The organism is Bifidobacterium sp. WCA-178-WT-4B, from assembly GCF_009696495.1.
Taxonomy (GTDB): domain Bacteria; phylum Actinomycetota; class Actinomycetes; order Actinomycetales; family Bifidobacteriaceae; genus Bifidobacterium; species Bifidobacterium infantis.
In genome coordinates, this window is sequence record NZ_VULV01000003.1 from 1 (window position 1) to 25,559 (window position 25,559).

General features: G+C 60.7%; 23 protein-coding genes and 1 tRNA gene. 3 read left to right on the plus strand and 21 right to left on the minus strand.

Annotated elements, in window-relative coordinates; translation table 11 throughout:
* On the minus strand, positions 1-121 hold a 121-nt coding region (locus tag FYJ31_RS03255), incomplete at its 3' end, for a helix-turn-helix domain-containing protein (RefSeq protein WP_154535965.1).
* A 211-nt stretch (positions 122-332) separates the two neighbouring features.
* On the opposite strand from FYJ31_RS03255, the gene trhA reads away from it, so the two are divergent.
* Positions 333-1,277 carry a PAQR family membrane homeostasis protein TrhA gene (trhA, locus tag FYJ31_RS03260; protein ID WP_195839427.1) on the plus strand — a complete coding sequence of 315 codons (945 nt, stop codon included), beginning with the start codon at positions 333-335 and terminating at the stop codon, positions 1,275-1,277.
* A gap of 88 nt (positions 1,278-1,365) precedes the next feature.
* Here the strand turns inward: trhA and FYJ31_RS03265 are convergent, their stop codons facing one another.
* The 14 genes from FYJ31_RS03265 to FYJ31_RS03330 form a co-directional block, all read right to left on the minus strand.
* Entirely contained in the window at positions 1,366-1,845 is a 480-nt protein-coding gene (locus FYJ31_RS03265) for a GreA/GreB family elongation factor (protein WP_007055115.1), read from the minus strand.
* A gap of 98 nt (positions 1,846-1,943) precedes the next feature.
* The gene (locus FYJ31_RS03270; RefSeq protein WP_154535966.1) at positions 1,944-2,351 is read right to left on the minus strand and encodes an FKBP-type peptidyl-prolyl cis-trans isomerase; all 408 of its coding nucleotides are present in this window, start codon (positions 2,349-2,351) and stop codon (positions 1,944-1,946) included.
* A 141-nt stretch (positions 2,352-2,492) separates the two neighbouring features.
* Positions 2,493-3,953, minus strand: a complete 1,461-nt coding sequence (locus tag FYJ31_RS03275) for an L-serine ammonia-lyase (RefSeq protein WP_071478447.1) — start codon at positions 3,951-3,953, stop codon at positions 2,493-2,495.
* Positions 3,954-4,097: 144 nt separating this feature from the next.
* Positions 4,098-4,667 (minus strand): cadmium transporter, encoded by a 570-nt coding sequence (locus FYJ31_RS03280; protein ID WP_154535967.1) that lies wholly within the window; start codon positions 4,665-4,667, stop codon positions 4,098-4,100.
* 192 nt (positions 4,668-4,859) lie between these two features.
* Positions 4,860-4,938 (minus strand) — tRNA-Leu (locus tag FYJ31_RS03285).
* 223 nt (positions 4,939-5,161) lie between these two features.
* The gene (locus FYJ31_RS03290) at positions 5,162-6,163 is read right to left on the minus strand and encodes a Ppx/GppA phosphatase family protein (protein WP_154535968.1); all 1,002 of its coding nucleotides are present in this window, start codon (positions 6,161-6,163) and stop codon (positions 5,162-5,164) included.
* Between the two features lie 70 nt (positions 6,164-6,233).
* Entirely contained in the window at positions 6,234-6,800 is a 567-nt protein-coding gene (locus FYJ31_RS03295) for a DUF501 domain-containing protein (protein ID WP_032683758.1), read from the minus strand.
* Positions 6,797-7,396, minus strand: a complete 600-nt coding sequence (locus FYJ31_RS03300) for an FtsB family cell division protein (RefSeq protein WP_014485046.1) — start codon at positions 7,394-7,396, stop codon at positions 6,797-6,799. Before FYJ31_RS03300 ends, FYJ31_RS03295 begins: the two co-directional genes overlap by 4 nt.
* Positions 7,397-7,486: 90 nt before the next feature.
* A complete protein-coding gene (eno, locus tag FYJ31_RS03305) occupies positions 7,487-8,785 on the minus strand; it encodes a phosphopyruvate hydratase (protein ID WP_013140489.1) in 1,299 nt (432 codons plus the stop codon).
* Between the two features lie 150 nt (positions 8,786-8,935).
* A complete protein-coding gene (locus tag FYJ31_RS03310) occupies positions 8,936-9,874 on the minus strand; it encodes an aldo/keto reductase (protein ID WP_071478647.1) in 939 nt (312 codons plus the stop codon).
* A 150-nt stretch (positions 9,875-10,024) separates the two neighbouring features.
* Positions 10,025-13,609 carry a transcription-repair coupling factor gene (mfd, locus tag FYJ31_RS03315; protein ID WP_154535969.1) on the minus strand — a complete coding sequence of 1,195 codons (3,585 nt, stop codon included), beginning with the start codon at positions 13,607-13,609 and terminating at the stop codon, positions 10,025-10,027.
* Positions 13,599-14,198 carry an aminoacyl-tRNA hydrolase gene (pth, locus tag FYJ31_RS03320; protein WP_007053586.1) on the minus strand — a complete coding sequence of 200 codons (600 nt, stop codon included), beginning with the start codon at positions 14,196-14,198 and terminating at the stop codon, positions 13,599-13,601. The genes mfd and pth overlap by 11 nt, the downstream gene beginning before the upstream one ends.
* A gap of 135 nt (positions 14,199-14,333) precedes the next feature.
* Positions 14,334-14,816, minus strand: a complete 483-nt coding sequence (locus FYJ31_RS03325) for a type II toxin-antitoxin system VapC family toxin (protein ID WP_318788271.1) — start codon at positions 14,814-14,816, stop codon at positions 14,334-14,336.
* Positions 14,752-15,012 (minus strand): hypothetical protein, encoded by a 261-nt coding sequence (locus FYJ31_RS03330; RefSeq protein ID WP_154535971.1) that lies wholly within the window; start codon positions 15,010-15,012, stop codon positions 14,752-14,754. The genes FYJ31_RS03325 and FYJ31_RS03330 overlap by 65 nt, the downstream gene beginning before the upstream one ends.
* 243 nt (positions 15,013-15,255) lie before the next feature.
* Between FYJ31_RS03330 and FYJ31_RS13280 the strand changes: the two genes are divergently transcribed.
* A complete protein-coding gene (locus FYJ31_RS13280) occupies positions 15,256-15,429 on the plus strand; it encodes a zinc-ribbon domain-containing protein (RefSeq protein ID WP_174772733.1) in 174 nt (57 codons plus the stop codon).
* A 427-nt stretch (positions 15,430-15,856) separates the two neighbouring features.
* Here FYJ31_RS13280 and FYJ31_RS03340 read toward each other — a convergent pair whose 3' ends face one another.
* The gene (locus FYJ31_RS03340) at positions 15,857-16,354 is read right to left on the minus strand and encodes a GNAT family N-acetyltransferase (RefSeq protein ID WP_154535972.1); all 498 of its coding nucleotides are present in this window, start codon (positions 16,352-16,354) and stop codon (positions 15,857-15,859) included.
* 123 nt (positions 16,355-16,477) lie between these two features.
* A complete protein-coding gene (locus FYJ31_RS03345) occupies positions 16,478-19,720 on the minus strand; it encodes a UPF0182 family membrane protein (protein ID WP_154535973.1) in 3,243 nt (1,080 codons plus the stop codon).
* Between the two features lie 172 nt (positions 19,721-19,892).
* Between FYJ31_RS03345 and FYJ31_RS03350 the strand changes: the two genes are divergently transcribed.
* Positions 19,893-21,098, plus strand: coding sequence for a glycoside hydrolase family 3 N-terminal domain-containing protein (locus FYJ31_RS03350; protein WP_326831168.1), 1,206 nt, complete (start codon positions 19,893-19,895; stop codon positions 21,096-21,098).
* Positions 21,099-21,194: 96 nt separating this feature from the next.
* On the opposite strand, the gene nadD is transcribed toward FYJ31_RS03350, so the two are convergent.
* From nadD to glyA, 4 genes are all read right to left on the minus strand, one after another.
* Positions 21,195-21,980 carry a nicotinate-nucleotide adenylyltransferase gene (nadD, locus tag FYJ31_RS03355; protein ID WP_154535975.1) on the minus strand — a complete coding sequence of 262 codons (786 nt, stop codon included), beginning with the start codon at positions 21,978-21,980 and terminating at the stop codon, positions 21,195-21,197.
* Positions 21,977-22,558, minus strand: a complete 582-nt coding sequence (locus FYJ31_RS03360; RefSeq protein ID WP_195839428.1) for a phosphoribosylglycinamide synthetase — start codon at positions 22,556-22,558, stop codon at positions 21,977-21,979. Before FYJ31_RS03360 ends, nadD begins: the two co-directional genes overlap by 4 nt.
* Positions 22,555-23,850: a glutamate-5-semialdehyde dehydrogenase gene (locus FYJ31_RS03365; RefSeq protein WP_154535977.1), complete on the minus strand. Its 1,296-nt coding sequence runs from the start codon at positions 23,848-23,850 to the stop codon at positions 22,555-22,557. Before FYJ31_RS03365 ends, FYJ31_RS03360 begins: the two co-directional genes overlap by 4 nt.
* A 190-nt stretch (positions 23,851-24,040) precedes the next feature.
* Positions 24,041-25,348 carry a serine hydroxymethyltransferase gene (gene glyA / locus FYJ31_RS03370; protein WP_154535978.1) on the minus strand — a complete coding sequence of 436 codons (1,308 nt, stop codon included), beginning with the start codon at positions 25,346-25,348 and terminating at the stop codon, positions 24,041-24,043.
* Positions 25,349-25,559: the final 211 nt, after the last annotated feature.

The following is a 25,559-nucleotide window of genomic DNA, read 5'->3' on the forward strand; positions in this document are numbered from 1 at the left end:
CCGTGGACTTGTCCCGGCCGATCCTCTCCGCGGTCCGCCGAATGCTCAGATGCTGTTCGCAATGCAGCTTCTCGATCAGGATCCTCTCCTCGGACGACAGGTGCGAATACTGTTGACCCATGAGTGCAACACCTTCTTAAGTTAGAAACTTCGAACACTTCCAACCCTAGACAAGGTGTTGCACTTCTATTTAGAACCCGGGGCCCGACGGCGAGGAAGAAGCGCGGTGTCCACATCGGCGTCCGCATCGTTGACCAGCATAGATGTTACGCTGACGTAGGTTACGGCAGCGTAAGCAACGTATCGCCAACTCGTGAAACGGGGGCATCACCATGGCATCAACAACCGACGACGCAGAAAAGACGATGCATCACGACGCTCATAGCAGCGCGACGATTGCAGAGGATGCCACCATCGCATCCAAGCGTCAGGCGGCTATCGAGGCGCGCGAACAGGCGTTGCAGGCCAAGGCTGATGCCGTACGGGCCAAGGCCCAGTTCAAGGCCGAGGCCATTCGAGCCAAAGCCGAGGAGAAGGCCCGGCACAAGCTCGCCAAAGCGGAGAACCGTGCGCTGAAAATCGAGGGCATTGCCCCTGCGGAAGTGGAACGCAGGATTCGTCTCGACGTGCACGGACGGCCAAAGCCGTTGATGCGCGGCTGGATTCACGCGATTGCCGCTCCCCTGTCATTGGCGGCAGGCATCGTGCTTATATGCCTGGCACATGGCGCGAGTCTGAAGTGGGCGTGTGCCGTGTTCATGACAGCGTCTCTGATTCTGTTCACCAATTCGGCCTGCTACCATCTGGGCGATTGGAGCCCGCGCGTCACCGATGTGCTGCGGCGTATCGATCATGTCAACATCTTCCTGCTCATTGCCGGCACGTATACCCCGGTCTCGTTTGCGCTGGAACCGTTCTGGCGCAATGTGATCATCATATCGATGTGGGCGTGCACGGCCATCGCCATCGTGATTCATGTGATCTGGATCAATGCACCACGCTGGCTGTATACGGTGGTGTACATCATCTTCGGCATATACGGCCTGGCTTATATGGTGATGTTCTGGAATTCGCCGTATGCGGGGCCAGCCGTGGTGGCGCTGCTGTGCGCCGGCGGTGCCTGCTACATCCTCGGCGCCATCGTCTACGCCTTGCGCAAGCCCGACCCTTGGCCTCGCGTCTTCGGCTTCCATGAGATTTTCCACTGCGGAACGGTGGCCGGATATGCCTGCCATATGGTGGCCATCTACATGGTGATCGTCTCGCTGTGGCATTGACGTCTCCAGGCCCGGCGACGGTGCCGAGCCAACGAACGGGGAGGGGTTCCGGAATCGTCCGGAACCCCTCCCTCGCGTTGAGACGACGTCAGGCCAGCGGCTTGGCGGCCTTGACCGTCACGGACAGCTCGCGGCCGTTCGGTGCGGTGTAGGAAACGACGTCGCCCACCTTGGCACCCTCGATGGCCTTGCCAATCGGGGAATCCGGGGTCATGATGTCGTAGTCGGTGCCGGCCACGATGTCACGGCTGCCGAGCACGTAGGTCATCTCGTTGCCGTTGAGCTCGATGGTCACCACAGAGCCCTCGCCCACGGTGCCTTCCGGAGCATTCTCGATGATCTTGGAATCACGCAGCTTGACGGTGAGCTCGGTGATGCGGCCCTCGTTCTTGCTCTGCGCCTCGCGGGCCGCCTGATAGCCGCCGTTCTCGGACAAGTCGCCCTCGGCACGCGCCACGGCGATCTTGTGCGCGATTTCCTCACGCAGCTCACCTTCACGATGGGCGAGCTCCTCCTTCATCTTGTTGTATGCTTCCTGCGTCAGCAGGTAGACCTTGTCCTCAGCCATATCGTCCTCCTGAACCGTTGTCGATGCTGAAACAATCTTCGTTATTTATGACAAAACTCCGGCTATGACCCCGGCGTTCGTCATGTGCTGACCTGTGGTCAGCGGGTGGAAATGATGTCGATGACGAACACCAGCGTGTCCTCGCCGCCGATGCCGGCCTGCGGGATGCCGCGGGAACCGTAGCCGTATTCCGGCGGAATGGAAACCACCAGACGCGAACCCACGTTATGGCCCGGCACGGTCTGGTCCCAGCCCGTGATGACCTGTCCCACGCCGATGCCGAAGCTGGCGGGCTGATGACGGTCGAAGCTGGAGTCGAATGGGGTGTCCTTACCCCACACCACGCCGTGATAGTTCACGGTGACGGTGTCGCCGCGACGCACGATAGGGCCGTCGCCCTCGGTCAGCTCCACAACCTTGAGGCCCTTCGGGGCTTCGGGCGTCGGGAACTCGATAACGGGCGTGGTGCCGTATTCGGCGTTCACCTGAGGCATCTGATCTGCCATTAGTCCTCCTTCACAGACACAATGCGCCCTACCTTAGCACCATCGGCGAATCGGCGGTAGTCCTTCATCCCTGTGCGATACGACACGCCGGCCGTATACGTCAATTCCGGTCATCATGCTGGTGAATACCAAACATGTCAATCAGCATTCGACGACATTGACGGCAAGCCCGCCCTTGGAGGTCTCCTTGTATTTGGCCATCATGTCTTCACCGGTCTGCTTCATGGTTTCGATGGCCTGATCAAGGGTCACGATATGTGAGCCGTCGCCGAGCATGGCCATACGCACGGCGTTGATGGCGGTGTTGGCGGCCATGGCATTGCGCTCGATGCATGGAATCTGCACCAGTCCGCCCACCGGATCGCAGGTCAGGCCCAAGTTGTGTTCGATGCCGATCTCAGCAGCATTCTCCACCTGTTCAGGCGTGCCGCCCATGACTGCGGCAAGTCCGGCCGCCGCCATCGAACAGGCCGAGCCGACTTCGCCCTGGCAACCGACTTCCGCACCGGAAATTGAGGCGTTACGTTTGAACAGGTATCCGATGGCACCGGCGGTCAGCAGAAACGTGACCACGCCCTGTTCATTGGCGTTGTCCACGAAATGCCAGTAATAGTGAAGCACGGCGGGAATGATGCCGGCGGAACCGTTGGTCGGAGCGGTTACGATGCGTCCGCCTCCGGCGTTCTCCTCGGATACGGCCAAGGCGAACAGGTCCACCCATGCGGCGTCCGAGGATTCGAGCACGGCGTCTTTGCGCCGGCTGTCGCGGCGCAGCACATCGGAATTCAAGGCGAGACGCCGATACATTTTCGGCGCGCGGCGGGGTACGTCAAGGCCACCGGGCAATGTGGGTTCCGCCGAGGTGCATCCGTGGTCCACACAGGCGCGCATAACACGCCAGATGGCATCAATATCGGATCGGACCTGGGCGCCCGAGCGTGAAGCGGTTTCGTTGGCCCATACAAGTTCGGCGATGCTGAGATGATGTTCCCGGCACAACGACACCAGTTCGGTGCATGACGAGAACGGGTAGGGTGCCTCGACGCCGAAATCAGTGGATGATGATTCGTCCGCGTCGGCAAAGGAGGTGCCTTCCGGAGGGCGTTCATGAATGCCGATTATCGGGTCTTCGGGAGCGCCTTTGCGCACGAATCCGCCGCCGATGGAATACCAGACCTGTTCGTCGACCAAGCTTGCGGCGGCGTCGAAAGCCTGGAATCGCATGCCATTGGGGTGCGCGGCCATGCGCTTCCATTGTTCGAACACCACGTCGCGGTCGTAGTTGAAATGGATGCGTCTGAGGCCGGCAAGGTTCAGAGTATCGTCCAACGCGCAGGTCTCGCGGATGTGCATCATGTGGTCGGTATCCACGGTGGCCGGCAGATTGCCTTCGAGCCCGGCCATTGCGGCGCGATCGGTGCCGTGGCCGAGACCGGTCAGCGCCAGAGAACCGTAAAGCGTGATTTTGACACGTGCGGTGCGATCGACCAAATGGTCGTCCTGCAACGAGGAGGCGAAGGCATGTGCCGCGACCATCGGGCCTACAGTGTGCGAGGATGAAGGTCCGACGCCGATGGTGAACATGTCAAGCACACTGAACATTTGGCTCCTTCTCCCCTGCTGGTTCGGCATGCCGGCGTTGCCAGGCGTCACGCCATCACGATATCGTATTCCAGCCTAGCGCCCGGAATCGCTTTCGCCTTATGCGGTGATGGCCGCGCGCGTCGTGCCGGATCGATAAGTCAGTCAGTGAGACAGTGCGGAGAACATCATAACCAGTACGATGATGCCGATGATGGCCAATACGATCTGCACCACCATCAGCCCGATGGTCAGTCCCTTCTTGGTGGCGATTTTGGGCGCGTACGCCTGTGCCAACAGGAAGGCGATGAAGCCGAACACCGCGTAGTTGACGGTCAGGGCCATCACATCGTTGTTCGACAACACCACGCCGTTCAGCGGCTGGTTCAACGTGTTCATCATCGTGCTCATCACGAACATGCCCCACACGCCGTAGCCGATTAATCCGACGACGCCGTACAGCCATGGCTTGAGTTTGTCGTTGGCACGCAGGGTCAAGGCTTCGGCACACCACAACAGGGCGAAGCCGACGATGTAGGTGAACGCCACGGCAATCAGTATCACGATAGTCGCCCATGGCAGGAGTGCGGCCACATTGCCGATCATGGACAGATAGAATCCCGAGCAGGCGATGGCACCAACGGTGAGCACCGTGCCCGCAATGACGGCTTGGGCAAGCATGGTGGGCAGGGCGCCTTGTTCGACTCGTTCGACATCGGTCCAGCGTGAAGCCATGTGGGTTCCTCGTTTCATCAGGTACAACGTCACAATGCCACATAGCCTAACGGCCTTTTGTTTCGGCCTTATAAGCTCCCCACATAGTAAGCTGCGAGCCTCCTCTGACGAGGGGACGTCGGCGAAGCCGACTGGGGGGAGAGACCGCGGCACAGCCACAAAAAACGCATCGGCCACAGGCCGATTTCAAGGTGCCTCCGGTGGGACTCGAACCCACAAGCCGAAGCGATCGATTTTAAGTCGACTGCGTATACCATTTCGCCACGGAGGCCAACTTTTCTATTATAAGCTATCTCCTGCCCTGAGCGTTGCTTGCGGGTTGCTGCACTTCGTGCAGCCGTCGCGGCATAGCCGCTCCCTTCGCCTACAAACAGCCCAGCGGGCTGTTTGTAGCAGCCGGTAGCGATAGCGTCGCCGGCGTCGCATATAAAGCAAACAGCCCAGCGGGCTGTTTGCTTAACGACTCAGCCCACTGGAGGCACTGACCACTTACGCTATTGAGCCAGCAACCGGCGACCATAATCGAGCACAATGCCGTCCAGCAGCCCGTGTTCGCTGGCAACGAACGAATCGATGGCTTCACCATGATCGGCCTTGGCGGCTTCGCTGACACGCGCCAGCACACGGCTCCACACCACAGCGCCGCCGCCGACCACATCGATACGGCCGGGGTGGATGGTCTTGTATTCGCGGCGCTCGGCGCGCGTCATCCTAAGGAACTTGTCGTCCACGGCATAGGCGTCTTCAAGGCTCAACCGATGCCCGTCGACCACGGTGTGATCGTATTCCTTCAATCCCATGGCCAAGGCAGTCATCGTGGTCACCGTGCCGGACACGCCGATGATGGTACGGGCCTTGCCTGCGTCCACGGTGCGGAAGGCCTCATCGATATGTTCATCGACGTCCGCAGCAGCCGCATCGATCTGTGTCTGGGTCGGCGGATCGTTGGTCAGATGACGTTCGGTCATGCGCACGGAACCGATGTTCATGGAAAACGCGCCCTGAACCTGGGTAGTGGGCGCACTGACGCCGTCGCCACCGATGACCAGCTCGGTGGACCCGCCGCCGAGGTCAACCACCAGATAGGGGGCGGGCAGATCGTCGCGATTGACCACGGAAGTGGCGCCGAGGAAGCTCAGGTCGGCTTCTTCAGTGCCGGGAATGACTTCGGGGCGCACGCCGAGGATACGTTCGATCTCATCCTCGAACTCCTCACGGTTTTCCGCGTCACGAGTGGCGGAGGTGGCAACGAAACGCAGGCCGTCGATGGGATGCTCGGCAATCACACCGGCGAATTCCCGAGCGGCCACATAGGCGCGTTCCAACGCTTCGTCGGCAAAACGATGGGTCTTGTCCACATCCTGACCAAGGCGGATCACACGCAGGATGCGCGGCACCACCTCATGCATGCCATCGGCATCGACACGTGCGATCTTCAGTCGAATGGAGTTCGTGCCGCAATCAATGCCGGCGACGGTTACGGATTCCTTGCTCATTGCCTTCTCCTCGTATCCTCGTATCCCTTAGTGCGTATGAATGGGCTGTTCGCGGTGGCTCATCTGTTGATCAATCGTCCAGTGTGCAACGGCAGACGGTCGGATCGAACTCGTCTTTGACACGTTCCAGCACCAAATCGCCAATGGGGTTGGCACCCGGTCCCATAACCAGGGATTGGGCCAGCAGAGCGTGCAGGCACTTGACGCGCACTGGCATGCCGCCGGCCGAAGTGCCTTCAATATGCTCCTCACTGTCGCCAAGACGTCCTGCCAGTTCGTGGCGGAATGCCAGATACAGATTATGGGCCTGCTCATATGCGGCCTTGAGCTCCTCATCAGCGGCCAGCATATCGTTGTATTGCTGCATCACGCCGGCGGCCTCGACATGGGAGGCAGCCTTGACGGCTTCCGGACCGGTCAGATAGCACGTGGTGGGGAAAGGGATTCCGCCGGGCAATACCGGGCGGGTGATTACGGCAAGTGGCCTACCGCAGACGCATCGTGCCCCCACGGCGACCATGCCGCGCGGGTATCGCCCGAGCTGACGCTGCACCAGGTCGATGTCATGGTCGTTGGCGGGCTCGGCAAGCATGGTGTCGACAAGGGCCTTGGCCTTGGCGGCGATATCGATGGTCACTGTTGGGTTCCCTCCCCTGTGTTCTGTTGGGTGTTCTGATCGGATGGGGTGTTCTGGTCTGACTTATCGGACTGCTTGGATGAGTCGTTGGATGACGAGTCAGAGGAACCGGAAGTATCGGATTTGCCGGACTCGCTATCGTTCACAGGCTCATCGGCCTTTTTGAGCGAGTAAGACAGTTCGCTGTACCATGGCAGGACTTTTTTGTTGCTGCTACTGGAATCTTCCGTTTTCTGGGATTCGCTATCGGAGCCGGTCACGGCTTCGGGATGCAGCACACGCACGGCCTGTTCGCCGGGGAACACGAAGCCGAGGCGTTCACGGGCTTGGGCGGTGATGTAGGCCTTGTCATCCCAACGCTTGATGTCGTTCTCCAACTCCTGCTTTTGGGCGATCAGCGAGGCCTCCTCGCGTTTGAGACCGTTGAGTTCGGCCAGATTCAGGGCATAGGTGTGGAAGGTGGAGACCAGCTGGATGGTGCCGAGTGCGATGATAAACAGGGAGACGAAGAACGCTATGGGCCCCGCTGACCTTTTTCTCCTGACTTGTGCTTTGCCGGTTTTGCCAGGTTTGCCGGTACGGGACGACTTGCTCATGTCACATGAAAATACCCGCCGCATTCGACTTGACGAACACGACGGGTATCGAGCTTCAGTGGAAACTCACGCCTTTACGGGCGTTTCAGCTCACTTGGCCAGGTACTTCTTGCAGGCCTTGAAAGCGCTGTAGCCGGCGTACTGAGCGGTGGAGCCGAGCTCCTCCTCGATCTCGAGCAGGCGGTTGTACTTGGCAACGCGCTCGCCACGGGCCGGGGCGCCGGTCTTGATCTGACGGGTGTTCTTGGCCACGGCCAGGTCGGAGATGGTGGTGTCCGGGGTCTCGCCGGAGCGGTGGGAAACCATGGAAGTGTAGCCGTTGGCGGTGGCCAGCTCGATGGCGTCGAGGGTCTCGGTGACGGAACCGATCTGGTTCAGCTTGACCAGCAGGGAGTTGGCGGCGCCGAGGTCGATGGCCTTCTGCAGACGAGCCGGGTTGGTGACCAGCAGGTCGTCGCCGACGAACTGCAGACGATCGCCGAGGCGAGCGGTGATGGCAGCCCAGTCTTCCCAGCCTTCCTCGTTGAACGGGTCCTCGATGGAGACGATCGGGTACTCGTTGATGAGGTTCTCGTAGTAGTCGAGCATGTAGGCGGAGTCGCGCTCCTCACCGTCGAAGCGGTACTTGCCGGTCTCCTTGTTGTAGAACTCGGAGGAGGCGACATCCAGGCAGATGCCGATCTGCTTGCCGGGCTCGTAGCCGGCGGCGGAGATGGCGTCCATGATGTACTTGAGGGAGTCCTCGTTGGACTTCATCTTCGGAGCGAAGCCGCCCTCGTCGCCGAGGCCGGTGTTCAGGCCTTCCTTCTTCAGGACGTTCTTCAGGGTGTGGTAGACCTCAACGCCAGCGCGCAGAGCCTCGGAGTAGGTGTCGAAGCCGTACGGGGAAATCATGTACTCCTGGATGTCGGTGGCGAAGTCAGCGTGAGCGCCACCGTTCATGATGTTCATGTTCGGGACCGGCAGGATGTGTCCGTTGGTGCCGCCGATGTAGCGGTACAGCGGCAGGCCGGCGGACTCGGCGGAAGCGTACAGAGCAGCCAGGGAGACGCCCAGGATGGCGTTGGCGCCCAGCTTGCCCTTGTTCGGGGTGCCGTCGAGCTCGATCATCAGGTCGTCCAGAGCGCGCTGGTCAGCAGCGTCCATGCCGATGACCTTCGGAGCGATGACCTCGTTCACGGCCTTGACCGCGTTAAGAACACCCTTGCCGCCGTAGACGGACTTGTCGCCATCGCGACGCTCCCAAGCCTCAGCTTCACCGGTGGAGGCGCCGGACGGAACCAGACCCTTGCCCTGAGCGCCGTCTTCGGTCTCCAGGTAGACCTCAACGGTCGGGTTGCCACGGGAATCCAGAATCTGACGCGCGTACACGCTTTCAATTACTGCCACAACTACTCCTTAAAACGGTTGTGTATCTTGAATGACATTCTTAAGAGTAGTGCGATTTGTGGACGTTGTGAACAACACGCCCAAAATTTAGTGTTAGCGCTCACAATGCCGGTGTGCCGCCTGATTGCAAGGCAGTACGGACGAAATCGCTCAGTCGATGTCCTTGCCATTGAGGTAGTCGATTTCACTGTCGGACAATTTCAGTTCGCCGGCTTTGAACGAGTCCTGAATCTCCTGCGGGTTTCTGGCCGAGGGAATCGTGAACAGATATTGGTATTGCGCAAGTTCCCACGCGAGCGTGACGCGCTGGTAGGAGCAGTCGTGGGACTTCGCGACTTCGCGGAACCGGTCGAACAGATGCCCGTTGAACGGGTCAAGGAATCCACCGAGCGGCGACCAGCAGACGAAAGCCAAACCGAGTTTTTCGCAGGTTTCCAACGTGTGTTCGGGGTCGCGGTGGACCGGGGAGAACTGGTTCTGGACGGCCACGAGACGATCGCCCAAAATGTTGTGGGCGGTTTCGATGTCTGTGTTGTCGATTCTGGAGATACCGACCGCTTTGGCCACACCTTCGTCCACGAGCTGCTTGAGTGCGCCCATCTGGTCTTCGTACGGCACCTGCGGATCGTTGCAGTGCGAGTAGAGCAGATCGAGCGTACCGACACCGAGGCGGCGGGCTGATTCCTTGGCATTGGCGATCATGGTTTCAGGTCGGGCGTCGGCCTGCCAGCCGTAGTTGCCGTTGCCGTCAAGCGTACGCAGCCAGCCGGTTTTGGTGGCCACGAGCACCTGATCTTTGGGGCCATGCCACGAGTGCAGAGCATCGCGGACCAGATATTCGCCATAGCCCATATCCTCCGGTTCGCCGGTGCCGGGCGCGCTGGGCAGATAATAGGACCAAGCCGTGTCCAAATAACGGACTCCGGCATCGAGCGCGGCATGGATGGTCTCGATTGCCTGATCACGGTTAGAGGGGCGCCCCTCGATGGCGAGCGCCATCGTGCCCATGCCGAGGCGAGGAATCTCATAGCCGGCAAGTGTTGCCGTGGTCGCGCTCTGGTTCGTGCGGTTCGTAGTCGTTTCGCTCATAGCAGTCACTTAATCCCGCTCGCTGGACAGCCGGAACGATTCCGTCTGTAGCGAATCATCGTCACAAACGACGGCCCGAAAATATGAATATGGCTCACCGGAGGTTGCCCGGTGAGCCATAGCTGGCTCGACTGTCGCCTCGCACCCCGCCTACAAACGGCTCTGCCGTTTGCTTGACGACGGGGTCCATGCCAAATCATCAAGCAACTGGTTGGTCCAGAGGACTACCTGGTCGGAGCTCATGGGGCCTTGGCCCAGGGAGCCGGTGAACGGGGTGGGGACGATGAGCTGGTGTGTGACCGGACGGTATTGGGTGCCCTTGTAAATACGACCCATACGCATCTGGATGGATTCGGGCGGGTCGATACGGCCGATGCGCACGCGGTTGGATTGCGCGAGAATCTCCGAAACGCCGAGCTTGCGGGCCTTGAACTTCAGACGGGCCACATCGAACAAGGTCTCGAACTCGACCGGCGGCTTGCCGTAGCGGTCGGTGAGCTCCTCTTCCAAATCCTTCAAATCGGCCTCGTTGCGGGCGGAGGCGAGCTTGCGGTAGGCCTCCAGACGAAGCTTGTCCGAATCGATGTACCCGATCGGAATCGACGCCTCTATGGGCAGATCGATGGATACGGCCACCGGCTCGACGTTCTCCTCGGGCTCCTTGTACTTCTCCACGGCTTCGGACACCATGCGTACGTACAGGTCGAAGCCCACGCCCTCGATATGGCCGGACTGCTCGTCGCCCAGAAGGTTACCGGTGCCGCGCAATTCCAAGTCTTTCATGGCCACGTCGAAACCGGAGCCGAGCGCCGTGTTCTGCGCGATCGTGGCGAGCCTGTCATGGGATTGCTCGGTCATCGGCTTGGACGGGTCGTACAGGAAGTAGGCGTACGCGCGTTCACGTCCACGGCCGACGCGGCCGCGCAGCTGATGAAGCTGGCTCAGGCCGAAACGGTCGGCATGGTCGACGATCAGCGTGTTCGCGTTGGATATGTCAAGACCCGTCTCGATGATCGTGGTGCACACGAGCACGTCGATGTCACGATGCCAGAAGTCGCGGATGATCTGGTCAAGCTGCTTCTCACCCATCTTGCCGTGGGCGATGCCGACGTGCGCTTCGGGCACCAGCGTATGGATCTTGTCGGCGATGGACGCGATGTCCTGCACGCGATTGTGCACGTAGAACACCTGGCCGCCGCGCAACAGTTCGCGGCGCACCGCCGCGGTGACCTGCGCGTCCTCGTAGGCTCCCACATAGGTCAGCACCGGCAACCGGTCTTCGGGCGGGGTGGCCAGCGTGGACATTTCGCGGATGCCGGTCACGGCCATCTCCAGCGTGCGCGGGATAGGCGTCGCGGACAGGGACAGCACGTCCACATTGGTGCGCAGTGCCTTCAGCGTTTCCTTGTGTTCCACGCCGAAACGCTGCTCCTCGTCGATGATGACGAGCCCCAGATCCTTGAACGTGATCTTGGGGTTCAGCAGTTTGTGCGTGCCGATGACCACGTCCACCGTGCCGGACCGCAGGCCCTCGACGGTCCCGTTGATCTCCTTGGTGGTCTGGAACCGGCTCATGGCCGCCACATTGACCGGGAACCCTTCGAACCGTTCGCTGAAGGTCTCGTAATGCTGCTGGACCAACAGCGTGGTGGGCACGAGCACGGCCACCTGCTTGCCGTCCTGCACGGCCTTGAAGGCCGCGCGCAGCGCGATCTCGGTTTTGCCGAACCCCACATCGCCGCAGATGAGGCGGTCCATCGGTACGGGCTTTTCCATGTCGGATTTAACCTCGTCGATGGTGGTGAGCTGGTCGGCGGTTTCCTGATAGGGGAAGGCGTCTTCCAGCTCTTTCTGCCATGGGGTGTCCGGACTGAACGCGAAGCCCTTGGCGCGCTGGCGGGCGGAGTACAGCTTGATCAGGTCGTCGGCGATCTCGTGGACGTGCTTGCGGGCCTTGGCCTTGGTGGCCGCCCAGTCGGAGCCGCCGAGCTTGTTGAGCTTGGGGGCTTCGGCACCGATGTATTTGCTGACCTGGTCGAGCTGGTCGGTGGGGATGAACAGCTTGTCCGCCGGGGCGCCGCGCTTGGAAGGCGCATATTCGATGACCAGGTATTCGCGAGTGGTTTTGTTGGCGCCGGTGCCGATGGTGCGCTGGCGCATTTCGATGAACCGGCCAATGCCGTGCTGCTCGTGCACCACGTAATCGCCTTTTTTGAGTTCCACCAAGTCGATGGCCTTGCGCCGGCGTTTCGGCGTTTTGGCCACGGCCACGGCTGAAGTGCGGCCGGTCAGGTCGCGTTCGGTGAGCAGGGCGATTTTGGCGGCTTTGTCCACGAAGCCGTCGATGGCCTGAGAGCGGATGACGTCGAAATTGGCGATGCCGGTAGTGTTGATCGCGCGCTTGAGTCTGGCCAAGGTGCCGGCCGCAGCGGCGGTGATGGTGACGTGGAAGCCGGCATCGAGCAGGCCTTCGATGCCTTGGGAGGCCTTGGCCTCATCCCCTCGGAATTCGGCCGGGTTCTGGGCGTCGAGCTGCACATGGCCGGTCAACGTGGTGTCCACGCCGAAACTAGTGAGGCGAATCACCGGATGTTCGGAGTATTCGAGGGAGCTGATGGTTTCCGCATAGTCGAGGAAGCTGGCTTCGTCGAAGCTGATGGGCGCGCCGGAGCCGTGGCCGGAGGCGGCCACATGCCAGCTGGCGGCCAGGAACTCGCTCGCGGTTTTTGCCAAGTCTTCGGCGGAACGGCGCAGTTTCTCCGGGTCGCTCAGGAGGATCACGGCATGCTTGGGCAGCATGGAGCCCACCGGTTCCAGATGGTCCACGAGTGCGGGCATCAGGGATTCCATGCCTTCGACCGGAATGGCGTTGGCGATGGATTCGAGCATGTCCTCAGCATTGGGAATCGAACCGACCAAGGCTTTGGCGCGGGCGCGCACGGCGTCGGTCAGCTGCAGTTCACGGCATGCGGTGGCCCAGATGGTCTTGAGGCCGTCGCCGTAGGTACGCTGGTCGGAGGCGTGGAATTCCTTGATGGTGTCAATTTCGTCGCCGAAGAATTCGATACGCACCGGGTGCGGTGCGGTGGGCGGGAATACGTCAAGAATGCCTCCGCGCACCGCGAACTCGCCACGGTCCATGACCAGGTCCACGCGCGTGTAGGCGTTTTCGATCAGACGTTTGGCGGCTTCGTCGAGGGACAAGTCCTCCCCCACGGTGAACACGAGCGGCTCGACGTCGCACAGTCCTTGGACGACCGGCTGGATGAGCGAGCGGATCGGCATGACGAGAATGCGAATCGGGCCGAACATCGGATCGGTATCGCTCGGATGCTTGAGTCTGCGGAACACGGCCATGCGGCTGGCCACGGTGTCCGCGCGCGGGCTCAGACGCTCGTGCGGCAGGGTTTCCCAGGCTTCGAGCTGGGCGATGTCGTTCGGGTCGCCATCATACCAGGAGCGCAGCGAGCCCACGGTCTCTTCGGCTTCGCGGCCGGAGGCCACGACCAGCACGACCGGCTTGCCGGGTTTGCCGGCCACACCCTGGCCTATGGCGGCGGCCAAAGCCGGGCGCAAACCTTCGGGGATGCCGGCCAGGACGGAGTTGTCGATGTCGTCCGAAACCTCGATGTCGCCAGTGGCGAGCCTAAGGAAGGTCTTGTCCTGTTCCAGCCCGGACAGGATGACTACCAGTGAGCCGTTGATCAGGTCCGGGTGCGTCGCCTCACCGGCCATTGAACTTCTCCTGGGTCTTGGCAAGACCGTGGAAGATGATGTCCTCGGCGGCGTCAGCGCCGTCAGCCAGGAATTCGGGCAACTGCTTGCGCTGGTCCGGGCCGAAGCCGCCCAGTACCCAGTTCACCGTGTTGTCATGCGCGTTCGCACCGCGCTTGGAGTGGCCGACGCCCATGCGCACGCGCGCGTATTTCGGCGTGCCAAGGGAACGGTCAATCGACTTGATGCCGTTGTGGCCGCCTGCGGAGCCGCCTGCCTTGACCTTGATACGACCGAATTCCAAGTCCATGTCATCGTGAATCACCACAATATGGTCGGGCTCGATCTGGTAATAGGCGCTAATGGAAGCCACCGCATTGCCGGAATCATTCATATAAGTCAGCGGCTTGGCCAGAAAGAACTTGACGGTGCGGCCGTCCAGGTTCATCACGCTTTTACCGAGCATGGCCAAGCCCTTGTGATCGGCGAAGTTCACCGTCCAACGTTCGGCGAGCACGTCGGCGGTCATGAAGCCCATGTTGTGCCGCGTGTCCTCATATTTTTTGCCGGGGTTGCCCAGTCCCGCAATCAGCCAGAAATCCGACGCCATAATCCGCTCCTCGTCCGTCTTCCTATATTCCCGTATGCACGTTCCGTACGTTCCGTACGTCATGCGCGCGTTCGCCTCGCGCACTGGCCCGTGCCCGGCCGGATTCAACCGTCAAGATTGTACTCAACGCCGCCGTCAAGCCTTGGAATCGGCAAGCAGCAGGGCGCGGCATTGCTCGACATCCATCGATTGGACCGATGAATGGTGAAACGCTTCGACGTCACGAGTCACGATGACGTCGGCATCATTGTCCTCGGCAACGGCACGGATGAGCCCGTCTTCGAAGTCGGGCTCATCGGACCGGTACGACATACGCGCATGGCGTTCCATAAGTGGACGGATGTCGAACAATTCCATCAGTCCACCGATATCGTCTCGCGCCGCCCGCTCCTCGCCATAATGCTTGCGCAACACGTAATACACGTCATTCAATGACGATACCGGCGCCATGATCTCAATGTTTGGCTGAGCAACGGCTTCCAAGAGCAAATCAATGCATTGTTTATGGAAAGGCGCTCGTTTGTCATTGCACAGATCGAGCAGAATATTCGTGTCAAACAGCGGTTTCATCCCGTTCCCCAAATCGTTCCATACGTGCCTGCGCGAGAATCTCCTCATCCGAAAGATCGCCTTCCGCCTCCGGTAAATTCCGGTCGGCGAAACATTGAATCAGCTCCTGCTTTTTCCCACGCTCCCGCTCCTGAATCAGGGAGAGCGTCAGACGCTCGAATTCCGGCAGTTCCCCCGTATCCGCAAGGTAGTCGGTCAGATCACGAATCAGGTCCGAATAGGTGCGCCCATTACGCTTAAGCACTTTCTCCGCGTCGCGCTTCCGTTCGGCATTGACGCGCGCCTCACCATGGCCATAGTCATATCGCGCCTTCTTGTAATACCAGTATTACAAGAGATGGGGACGGGTGAATCACGTCTATTAGGAGATGCCGCCAGCGACCTTTTCGCGCTGTTTGCCGTTGAGGTACCAGTAGGCCAGCGCCACGAACAGGGCCGCCGAGGATATTGCCGAGCGTGGCTGCGGACAGGTTATAGAGGATTCCCGATGGTGTCTTCACCTGCGCAACCAACTAGCGATGGATTCAACGCGACATCAGCCGTATCTCCCCTGCCTGCGCCGTCACCTGAACATATTGCAAAGCGCTATTGCACCAATTGCGGCACGCCTTGCCGAGTCTCCGCACGATTCTGCCCAAACTGCGGCAAACAGTTGGACTGATATGTCCGCCAATGCCGTATATCGGGCATCGGCGACGAGCCTTGATTGTGCAACGCCCCACGCTTCCCTGCAATCGGATGACATATTGCGGGAAGGCAGCGGATTTTGGGCGTTTCTGGCGTGGCATCCCGCAAGCGTTATCGCACGTTATCTGCACCGAATCATAAGAATGGCAGAATTCCAATGATTTCGCAGGCAGAGTTGCGGGACGCTAGCTATGTGCATCGTTTGACGTGTGTGGCATCCCACGTGATTGCGGGATGCCACGTCAAAACGGACGAAAATCGCGTGCTGTCCCGCAGTTTGCCGTTATCTGGGATAAGCGCGTCCGATATATGGCGTTCGAGGAAAAGAGCTGATCCGATACAACTTTTTAGTGTTATAGGACACCGGAATCCATGGAGAGCAAGGGGAAACCGCCTCGGAGCTACAGGTCCAAATACCAGTAGGACATGTCTCGCATGGTGCCGGTGGAGTCGGTGGCAGCGGCGGGCATGAGTCCGAATTGGGTGAAGCCGAAGCGGTGCATGAGGGCAATGGAGCCGGCGTTATCGGCGAAAATGATGCCGCAGGCCTTGCGCATGTGGCGGGCCCGCGCCTCGGCGAGCAGCCTGTCAGGCATGAACGTGCCTACTCCCCTGCCTTGCCATGCCGGATCGATGTAATAGGCCAAATCGGTGACACCGTCATATCCCGCGCGGTCATAGAACACGGAGAGCGCACCGAAGCCGATGATTGAACCGTCTTCCGATTCCACAACAAAAACGCCGTAGGGCGGCGTATGGGATTCGACCCAGGCGCGGCGTTGGTCGAGGGTGCGCGGGGTGAGGTCGGCGGTCGCACCGCCGGCCATCACTGAGGCGTTGTAGATGTCGGTGATGGCTTGGATGTCGGATTCGACGGCCGGACGGAAGGTGTATGGCATGAGGTTCCTTTGAATACGCAAATAGCCCGTCCTTATGATAAGGACGGGCTATGTCAGTTGAGGTAACCGACTCCCTTCAGTCGCCTTCTGCGATAGCTCCCCACACCCTGAGGGGAGCCGGAACTACTTGTCGAGCTCGATGGCCTTGTTGAGGGCGTCTTCAAGCTCCTTCTGCGCCTTGCCGTAGGCGGTCCAGTCGCCGTTCTTCATGGCGGACTGGCTGTCCTTCATGGCTTGGGCGGCATCGTTCAGCGCCTGCTGGAGTTCGGGGCTGCGGTCGGAAGACGAGCCGGAATCCGACTTGCCGTCCGTGGTGTCGGACTGGCCACCATTGGTATCGGAACCAGATTGGTCACCGGATGTGCCGCCGGAAGCCTGGTCACCAGACGATCCGTCACCGGACACGTTCTCAGCATCGCCTGCGGCCGCACCGGAATCACCACCGAACACCTGATCCAAGGCCTCATCCAACGTATCCGCGAATCCAACCTGATCACCGAATGCGACCAGCGTCTTCTTGAGCAGCGGGAATGAAGTCGCACCCGAAGACTTGACGTACACAGGCTGCACGTACACCAGTCCGCCACCGAGCGGCAAAGTAAGCAGGTTGCCGCGCATCACTTGCGTGTCGCCGGATTGCAGCAGGTTCAGTTCCTTGGACACGTCGGCGTTGGCGTTGAAGTTGTTCTGCGCCTGGCCGGGGCCCGGTACGTTCGAATCCTTGGGCAGCTCCTGCAATCGGATGGTGCCGTAGTTTGAACCTATCTTGCCCTTCTCATTGCCGGCATCCGAGTCGACCGACAGGAAGCCGGTGAGGATCTCACGGGTGGACTGGCCAGCCGGAATGTAGGTGGAGGTCAGCGAGAACACCGGTTCCTTGGTGCCACCGGTCTGCAAGGTCAGGTAGTACGGCGGCTGCAGGATGTCCTGGTCCTGCTGGGACTGGGATTCGGTCGGGTCGACCGGCGTCTGCCAGAAGTCCTCGCCGGAGTAGTACTGGCTGGCGGAGGTCACGTGGTACTTGGAGAGCAGCTCGCGCTGCACCTTGAACAGGCTTTCCGGGTAGCGCATGTGGCTCATCAGGTCGCCGGAGATATCGGAGAGCTGGTGGTACTGGCCGGGGAAGATCTTCTCCCATGCCTTGATTACCGGGTCGGATTGATCCCATACGTACAGATCCACGGAACCGTCGTAGGCGTCCACGGTGGCCTTGACCGAGTTGCGGATGTAGTTGGCCTTCTGCGAGCCCAAGGATGAGACCGTTGCGGAAGAGACGGTGGTGGAATCCTTGGTGGCGGAGCCGAGGTCGGTCATCTGCGAGTATGGGTAGGCATCAGAGGTGGTGTAACCGTCGACGATCCACTTGACGCGGCCATCGACCACGGCCGGATACACACGGCCGTCAAGCGTCAGGTACGGCGCCACCTTGGCCACGCGCTCCTTGGGGGAACGATCGTAAAGAATCTGCGATTCGCTGGTAACACGGTCGGAGAAGAGAATCTGATCGGAGCCGAAGCGGATTGCGTAGAGAATACGGGAGAACAGATTGCCAACCGAGGGGCCGCCGTCGCCCTTGAACGTGGTCAGGGCGCCTTCCGAACCGGTCGGGTAGTCGAACTCCCAAGCCTGCGTGTCCTCCGGTGCGCCGACGATCGAGTATTCGGTGGCGTTCGGCGAGAAGTAGATGCGAGGCTCATACTTTTCGGATTCAGTGAGCTTGCCCTGAGCAGGGATGCCGGATTCGAAGAATTCAGGCTGGCCGTCGGCGGTCACCTTGTTACCGTAAGCGGCCACCACACCGTAACCGTGGGTGTACACGGTGTGATCGTTAACCCAATTGCGGTTGTCGTTGCCGGCCAGGTCAAGCTCGCGGGCGGCAATCACGGTGTCTTGGGAAACGCCGTCGATCTCGTACTTGTCGACTGCCAAAGTGTCGGCGAAGGTGTAGTACTGCTTGGACTGCTGCAGCTGCTTGAATGTGGGGCTGACGACCTGCGGGTCGAGCAGACGAATCTGCGCGGTGGTGTCGGCCTCCTTGGCCAGAGCGCCCTGCTCGCCCTTGTCGGTTACCTTGTATTGCTCGGTCTTGAGCTTGTCAAGACCGTAGGCGGCGCGGGTGGCGTCGATATTGCGCTGAATGTAGGTGGATTCCATCTCCTGTGCGTTCGGGTTGACGCGGAAGCGCTGCAACAGCACCGGCCATGCCACGGTGAGCACGAGACCCACCACGACCACGACGGCAATGGAGGTCACCGGCACACGCCAGGCCTTGAGCGCGGCGGAGGCGCGCACGCCGATGGACGCCTGGCCTTCGAGCGTGTGGGAGCGCATGAGCCAGATGCCCAGCACCACGCCGAGAATGGCGGTCAGCGCGGCCATGATGAAGGTGACGGGGATGTGGGCGTGCACGGTGGTGTAGGAGGCACCGGTGATATGCGAACCCTGCCCGGTGAGCTGGTCGAATACGCCGATCACCTGGCGCACTGCCCAAGCGAACATGTTGAGCATCAGCCAGATGCCAAGCTGGCGGCGGCAACGCTTGGTGATGGAGAACAGGCCTCGGCCGTTGACCGGCATAGTGATGCGGATACCGCCCATCAGTACATGCGTGACCACCGAGAACACGAGGCCCACGCCCAGCAGCACGGCCACGGCGGCGAGCACGAGCTTCAGGCCCGGTAGCACAAACACGTAGAAGCCGTTGTCCAGACCGAACTGCGGATCGGTGGTGCCGAACGACTGCGCGTTGAACATGAGCAGAATCTCGCTCCAGTTCGCGTTGAACTGGGAACCGAAGATGACGCCGACGATCAGCGAAATCACCACGGCCACGCGGCGAGCGGTTTTCGAGCTGACGGATTTGCCCACCTCGACCACATCGCCGTTAATACGAATGGTGGATCCGTCTGCCGAATCAGGGCGTGCCCGGATAGCCAGCCATGCAGAGACGAAGCCGGTCAGGGCCATGAGCAGCGCGTAGGCCACCCACAGGCCGATCTTCACCCCGAGCTGGGTCCAGACCACGGACTGGAAGCCGAGCTGGCCGTACCACATCAGGTCGGTGATGAATCGGGACAGGCCGAAGAACAGACCGACGATGATGGCCAAAGCCAGCACCACGCCGATTAGAATCTTGCTGCCACGGCTGGCTCCTGAGCCACCGGACGCTGGCTTACGGGTGATACGCGGATTGGCCGGGCCACGTGGAGGGCGGGATGACCCGGAGTGGCCGGCATTGGTGTTGCGGGCCGGACCGTCCCCATCGGCCTCGACATCGAGGATGATCGGATCGTCATTGTTCGCACTATTGCGTCGTGAATCGCCGCCATTGCCGAACAGTACTGAGAAAGGATCGTTAAAAGACATAACTCAAGCCTATCGGAAGGGCGGGAGGTAGGTTATGCCCTGAGCACAGAATGAGGCAGCGTTCTGCTCTACGTTCTGTTCTACGCTTGCCGGTATGAACAGACAACGGCCACACCATATGCGTCCCTCAGTACACGCCACACGCCAACTTCGGCACAGGAGCACTCCAATCGTGGCGACAATATGTGCTTTGGCAGTGATGTTGGCCGGCGTGGCAGCCTACGGATGGCATGTCGGATGGTTCGCCAAATCCACATCAGACGGCAACACCGCCACTCCCCAGACCTCCCGGACAAGTGCGTTACCACGCACCGACGTTCCTTCCCCGAAGAAGAACGACGCCCCGGCCGCACAAGCCCAACGTGCGGTATCCGCCATGACACTTGAGGAACGTGTGGGACAGTTAGTGATGGTGCCGTTGTTCGCCGGTTCCGATCCCTCCTCGTTGGCTTCAACAATCGCCGACGAGCACATTGGCTCGGCCATTCTCATTGGCAATTGGAATACCGGCGTCGATACGATCAAGACCGCGACCGCGCAACTCCAAGGATATGCGCCGGCCGGCAATCGTCTCATCATCGCCACCGATCAGGAGGGTGGTCAGGTACAGCATCTGACTGGTACCGGTTTCGACACAATGCCCAGTGCCGTTGAGCAGGGCACAATGTCCGCTGACGCATTGCGTCAATCGGCAGGCACGTGGGGTTCGCAATTAGCTGCTGCTGGCATAAATGCCGATTTGGCACCGGTGCTCGGCACGGTGGTGGGCGATCGTGCCTCGAATGCTCCGATTGGCGCGCTGGATCGTGATTTCGGATTGGATGCGGCCGGTAACGCCGAGCATGGCATCGCCGTTATTGAGGGTTTGCGAGGCGCTCAGGTCGGTGCGGCGGTCAAACATTATCCTGGGTTGGGCGCGGTAAGCGGCAATACCGACTTCACCACCGAAGGCATTCTGGATACGACCACCACGTTGGACGGGGCCGAGGCAGGTGCCTTTGACCAGGCGATCACCAAGGCCGATCCTGCAATGGTGATGATGTCGTTGGCCACGTATCAATCCATCGATCCGAATAATCCGGCGGTGTTTTCTTCTACGATTATCGACGGCCATATTCGCAACGCCCTGAAATATACGGGCGTGGTGATTTCGGATTCGATATCTGCCGAAGCGTTAAGCAGCTACGATGTAAGCCAATTGGGAGTAAAGCTCGTCGAGGCGGGCGGCGACATGTCCTGCATCGGTCAGACGGATTACGTAAAGCCAGTTGTGGACGGCCTCAACGAACGGGCGAAGTCCGATCCGGCTTTCGCTTCGAAAGTGACGGCGGCGGCGACTCGCGTAATGACATTGAAAATCAAGATGGGACTGGCCTGACCGTTCATCCTTGCACTGGCGAGGATTCATGCGCGCTGATTCGCGCTAATCCTCACCAGCCCTCGTACAAATGCACACTAGTCCTCGTACGAATCGTCAGTCCTCGTATGAATACAGACCATGCTTGCCGATGTATTGCACCACGCCGTCAGGCACCAGATACCAGACCGGCTCGTCGTGTTCAGCGCGGCGGCGTACATCGGTCGAAGAGATGGCCAAGGCCGGGATCTCAAGCGTATCGACCTTGCCTTCGGGCAAGGTCACGCCGTCCGGGCTGAAGTAGCCGGGGCGCGTGACGGCCACGAAGTGGGCGAGGTCCCACATGAGGTCGGCGTCCTTCCACTGCATGATTTCGGCCACGGCGTCGGCGCCGGTGATGAAGAACAGCTCGGCGTCGGGATGCTGGGCTCGGATATCGCGCAGAGTGTCGATGGTATAGGTGACGCCCGGACGGTCGATGTCGACACGCGAGACGGTGAATTTGGGGTTGGATGCGGTGGCGATCACAGTCATCAGATACCGATCCTCGGCGTTGGTGACGTGCTTGTCCAGCTTGAACACAGGTCGGCCAGTGGGCACGAAAATCACCTCATCGAGGTCATACACCCAGGCGACTTCAGAGGCGGCGACCAAGTGGCCGTTGTGGATCGGGTCGAACGTGCCGCCCATGATGCCGACGCGCAGGCGCGTATGCCAATTGCCGCGTGCGGAAAGCCGGCCTTTGCCATGGCTGCTGGCCCCGGCCGGTACGGACAGGTCGGACATACGCCGTTCGGTTTCGCCTTGGGTGACGGCAATGATTTCGGCGGGTTCGGTGGATTCCACTGATTTTCCGGACTGAACTGACGCAGCCGTTTTGTGGCTGCCGGCAATATCACTCATGCTTGGCCGCCCTCGCTGGCGGCATCATCAGCGGATTCGGTTTCCTCTTCGATTTCGCCGGCGGTGGGATTGTCTTCCTTGGGATCGATCTTGCCCATGTCTTCATCCCATTCGTCCTGAACCACGCGGCGAATCTCGGCGAAGGTGGGCAGCGGGAAGTCCGGCTGGTAGAGGCGGCGGACCTCGGCCACACGCTCGGTGATGCGGATGAGCGTGTCGGTCATGCCGTCAAGGTCACCGTCGTGCTCCATCTGGCTGTATCTGCCGATGTAGCCTTCCATGAGTTCCATGTGTTCGCGCACGATCTTGAGCTGGGCATCGTTGAGGTCCACGACTTCGGGCGAATCGGTCTCGGGCCAACCGATGAGCACGGCGTCCGCGTATTCGAGCGACGCACGCTGGACGGCGGAGGCGATGCCATCCTCGATCTGCACAAGGAACACGTAGCGGACAATGCTCAGACGTTCGGCCGCGATCTTCAGGCCGAGCTTGGGATCGTTGAGGTCGATGTCGGGCCGCAGTTCGCTTGCCTTGTTTGCCGTGTCAGCCGTAGTGTTCATGTTGCCGTCCTCGTTCATGCGCGCACCTGGCCTGTTCCGTAACCGATCCACTTGGTGGTGGTCATCTCCCGCAATCCCATGGGACCGCGTGCGTGCATCTTCTGCGTAGAAATGCCAAGCTCAGCACCAAAGCCAAACACGCCGCCATCGGTGAAGCGAGTGGAGGCGTTGACCATGACCACGGCCGAGTCGATGCGCTTGGCGAATTCCTCGATGGCCGCATAATCCTCGGCGATGATGGATTCGGTGTGGCCCGTGGAATGCGTGTTGATGTGGTCGATGGCCGCGCCCAGATCCGGCACCACCTTGATGCCCATCTTGAGGGCCAGGTATTCAGTGTCCCAATCCTCTTCAGTGGCGTGGTTGAGGTCAAGGCCCTCGATTGCCGCGCCGGAGATGATGTCGTACGACGTGGTGTCGGCCTGCAGTACAACGTTCGCCTCGGCCAACGCGGCGGCGATCTGCGGCAGGAATTCGGCGGCGACATCCTTATGAACCAATAGCTTTTCGGCGGCGTTGCACACGCCCACGCGCTGGGTTTTGGCGTTGATGATGATCGGGATGGCCTTGGCGAGATCACCGGACTTGTCGATGTAGATATGCACGTTGCCGGCGCCGGTTTCGATGACCGGCACTTTGGAGTTGCGCACGACGGCTTGGATTAGACCCGCTCCTCCTCGCGGCACGAGCACGTCGATATGGCCTCGCGCCTCCATCATGGCGGTAGCACCGGCGCGTCCGTACTGGTCGACGGACTGCACCAGTGCGGATTCGAAACCGTGGGCTTCAAGCACCGGGGCGATGACGCCCAGCGTGGCAGCATTGGTGCGTTCGGCGGCGTGGCCGCCTCGCAGCAGCGCGGCATTGCCGGACTTGAGGCACAGGCTGGACACGTCCACAGTGACGTTCGGCCGGGCCTCATAGATCATGCCGATGACGCCCATCGGTACGCGCGTTTGGGTAAGGCGCAGACCGTTGGGCAGGTTGTATCCGCGCACGATTTCACCGACCGGATCGGGCAGGGTGGCCACATGGCGCACGCCTTGGGCGGCGGCGGCCACGCGCGGCACGTCGAACAGCAGGCGGTCGAGCTTGCCCGCGTCCATGCCGTTTTCCTTGGATTCGAGCATGTCCAGCGCGTTGGCGGCTTCGATGTCCGCGGCGTGCTCGTCCAGCGCGTCCGCAATGGCGAGCAGCAGTTCGTTCTTGGCTTCGGTATTTGCCTGTGCAAGACGCTCCTGTGCGCGTGCGGCCTGATCGGCCTGGCGGCACACCGCGTCGAACACCTCAGGACTCAATTCATCGCTCATAACAGTCAAGCGTAACTCACAACGCGGCTGATTGCTTACTCCGACCCGCTTGTTATGGGATGTCTGACGTTTTGAATCGCAAACAGAACCGGCTCCCCTCCATCTCAGGCGGGAAGCCGGTGATGTGATGCGCTCCGGTCAGCGAATCATCACTAACCGGTACACCACGGTGGATTAGCGAATCAGAAAATCAGTGAATCTGGTCCAGGTCGGGGTAGAGCGGGAAGTCTTCGGCGAGCTTGTCGACGCGGGCCTTCAGCGCGGTCACGTCGGCGGACGGGCCGGCGGCGAGCGCGGTGCCGATGATGTCGGCCACCTCCTCATATTCCTTCGGTCCGAAACCGCGCGTGGCCAGGGCGGACGTGCCGATTCTCAGGCCCGAGGCCACCGAGGCCGGGCGCGGGTCGAAGGGCACGGTGTTGCGGTTGATGGTGATACCGCAGGCGGCAAGCAAATCCTCGCCCTGCTGCCCGTCCATCTCGCTGTTGCGCAGGTCGACCATCACCAGGTGCACGTCAGTGCCGCCGGTCAGCACGCTGATGCCGTTGGCCTTGACATCGTCGGCCAGGAGACGTTCAGCGAGAATCTTGGCGCCGTCGAGCGTGCGCTGCATACGGTCTTTGAATTCGGGGGTGCCGGCCACCTTGAAGCTCACGGCCTTGCCCGCGATCACGTGCATGAGCGGACCGCCCTGCTGGCCGGGGAACACGGAGGAGTTGAGTTTCTTGGCGTATTCCTGCTTGGCGAGAATGAAACCGGAACGCGGACCGCCGAAGGTCTTGTGCGAGGTGGAAGAGACCACGTCGGCGTATGGCACGGGGCTCGGGTGCAGACCTGCGGCCACGAGTCCGGCGAAGTGGGCCATGTCGACCCAGAATTTGGAGCCGACCTCGTCGGCGATCTCCTTCATGGCCTTGAAGTCCTCGATGCGCGGGTAGGCGGACCAGCCGCCGATGATCATGGCCGGGTGGGTTTCGAGCGCGCGCTGGCGGATGATTTCCGGATCGATGCGGAAGGTCACGGGGTTCACGCCGTACGCCTCGGCGTGGTAGAAACGGCCAGAGAAGTTGATTTTCATGCCGTGGGTCAGGTGGCCGCCGTGGTCGAGGGCCAGACCGAGCACGGTGTCGCCGGGCTTGACGAGCGCCTGGTAGACGGCGGCGTTGGCCTGGGCGCCGGAGTGCGGCTGGACGTTGGCGTATTCGGCGCCGAACAGGGCCTTGGCGCGTTCGCGGGCGATGGTTTCGATCTGGTCCACGTATTCGCAGCCGCCATAGTAGCGGTGGCCGGGGTAGCCTTCGGCGTATTTGTTGGTCAGCACGGAGCCCTGGCATTGCAGTACCGCTCGCGGCACGAAGTTCTCAGAGGCGATCATCTCAAGGCCATTGCGCTGGCGGCCCAGTTCGGAGTCCAGCAGTTCGGCGATCTCAGGATCGGTTTCGCAGATCGGCGCGTTGAAAGCATCGGTCGCTTTCTGCGCAAGGGGTGAAGCGGTCATGGGTGCTCCTTTTTGGTATGGGCGACAATTGATTCGCCGCTGTCGCCTTACTGTATGGCCCGTTTGTAACCGGCCTGTTTCATGATATGGCCGGTCCCCGTTCGATGGCAATGGTGATTTTCGCCGGTGCGACCGGTCGGCTACGCGAGACGGACGGCCCTTCTGCCCACGGCCCACGCTAGACTGGTGTGGATTCATCATCCCTTTCAGG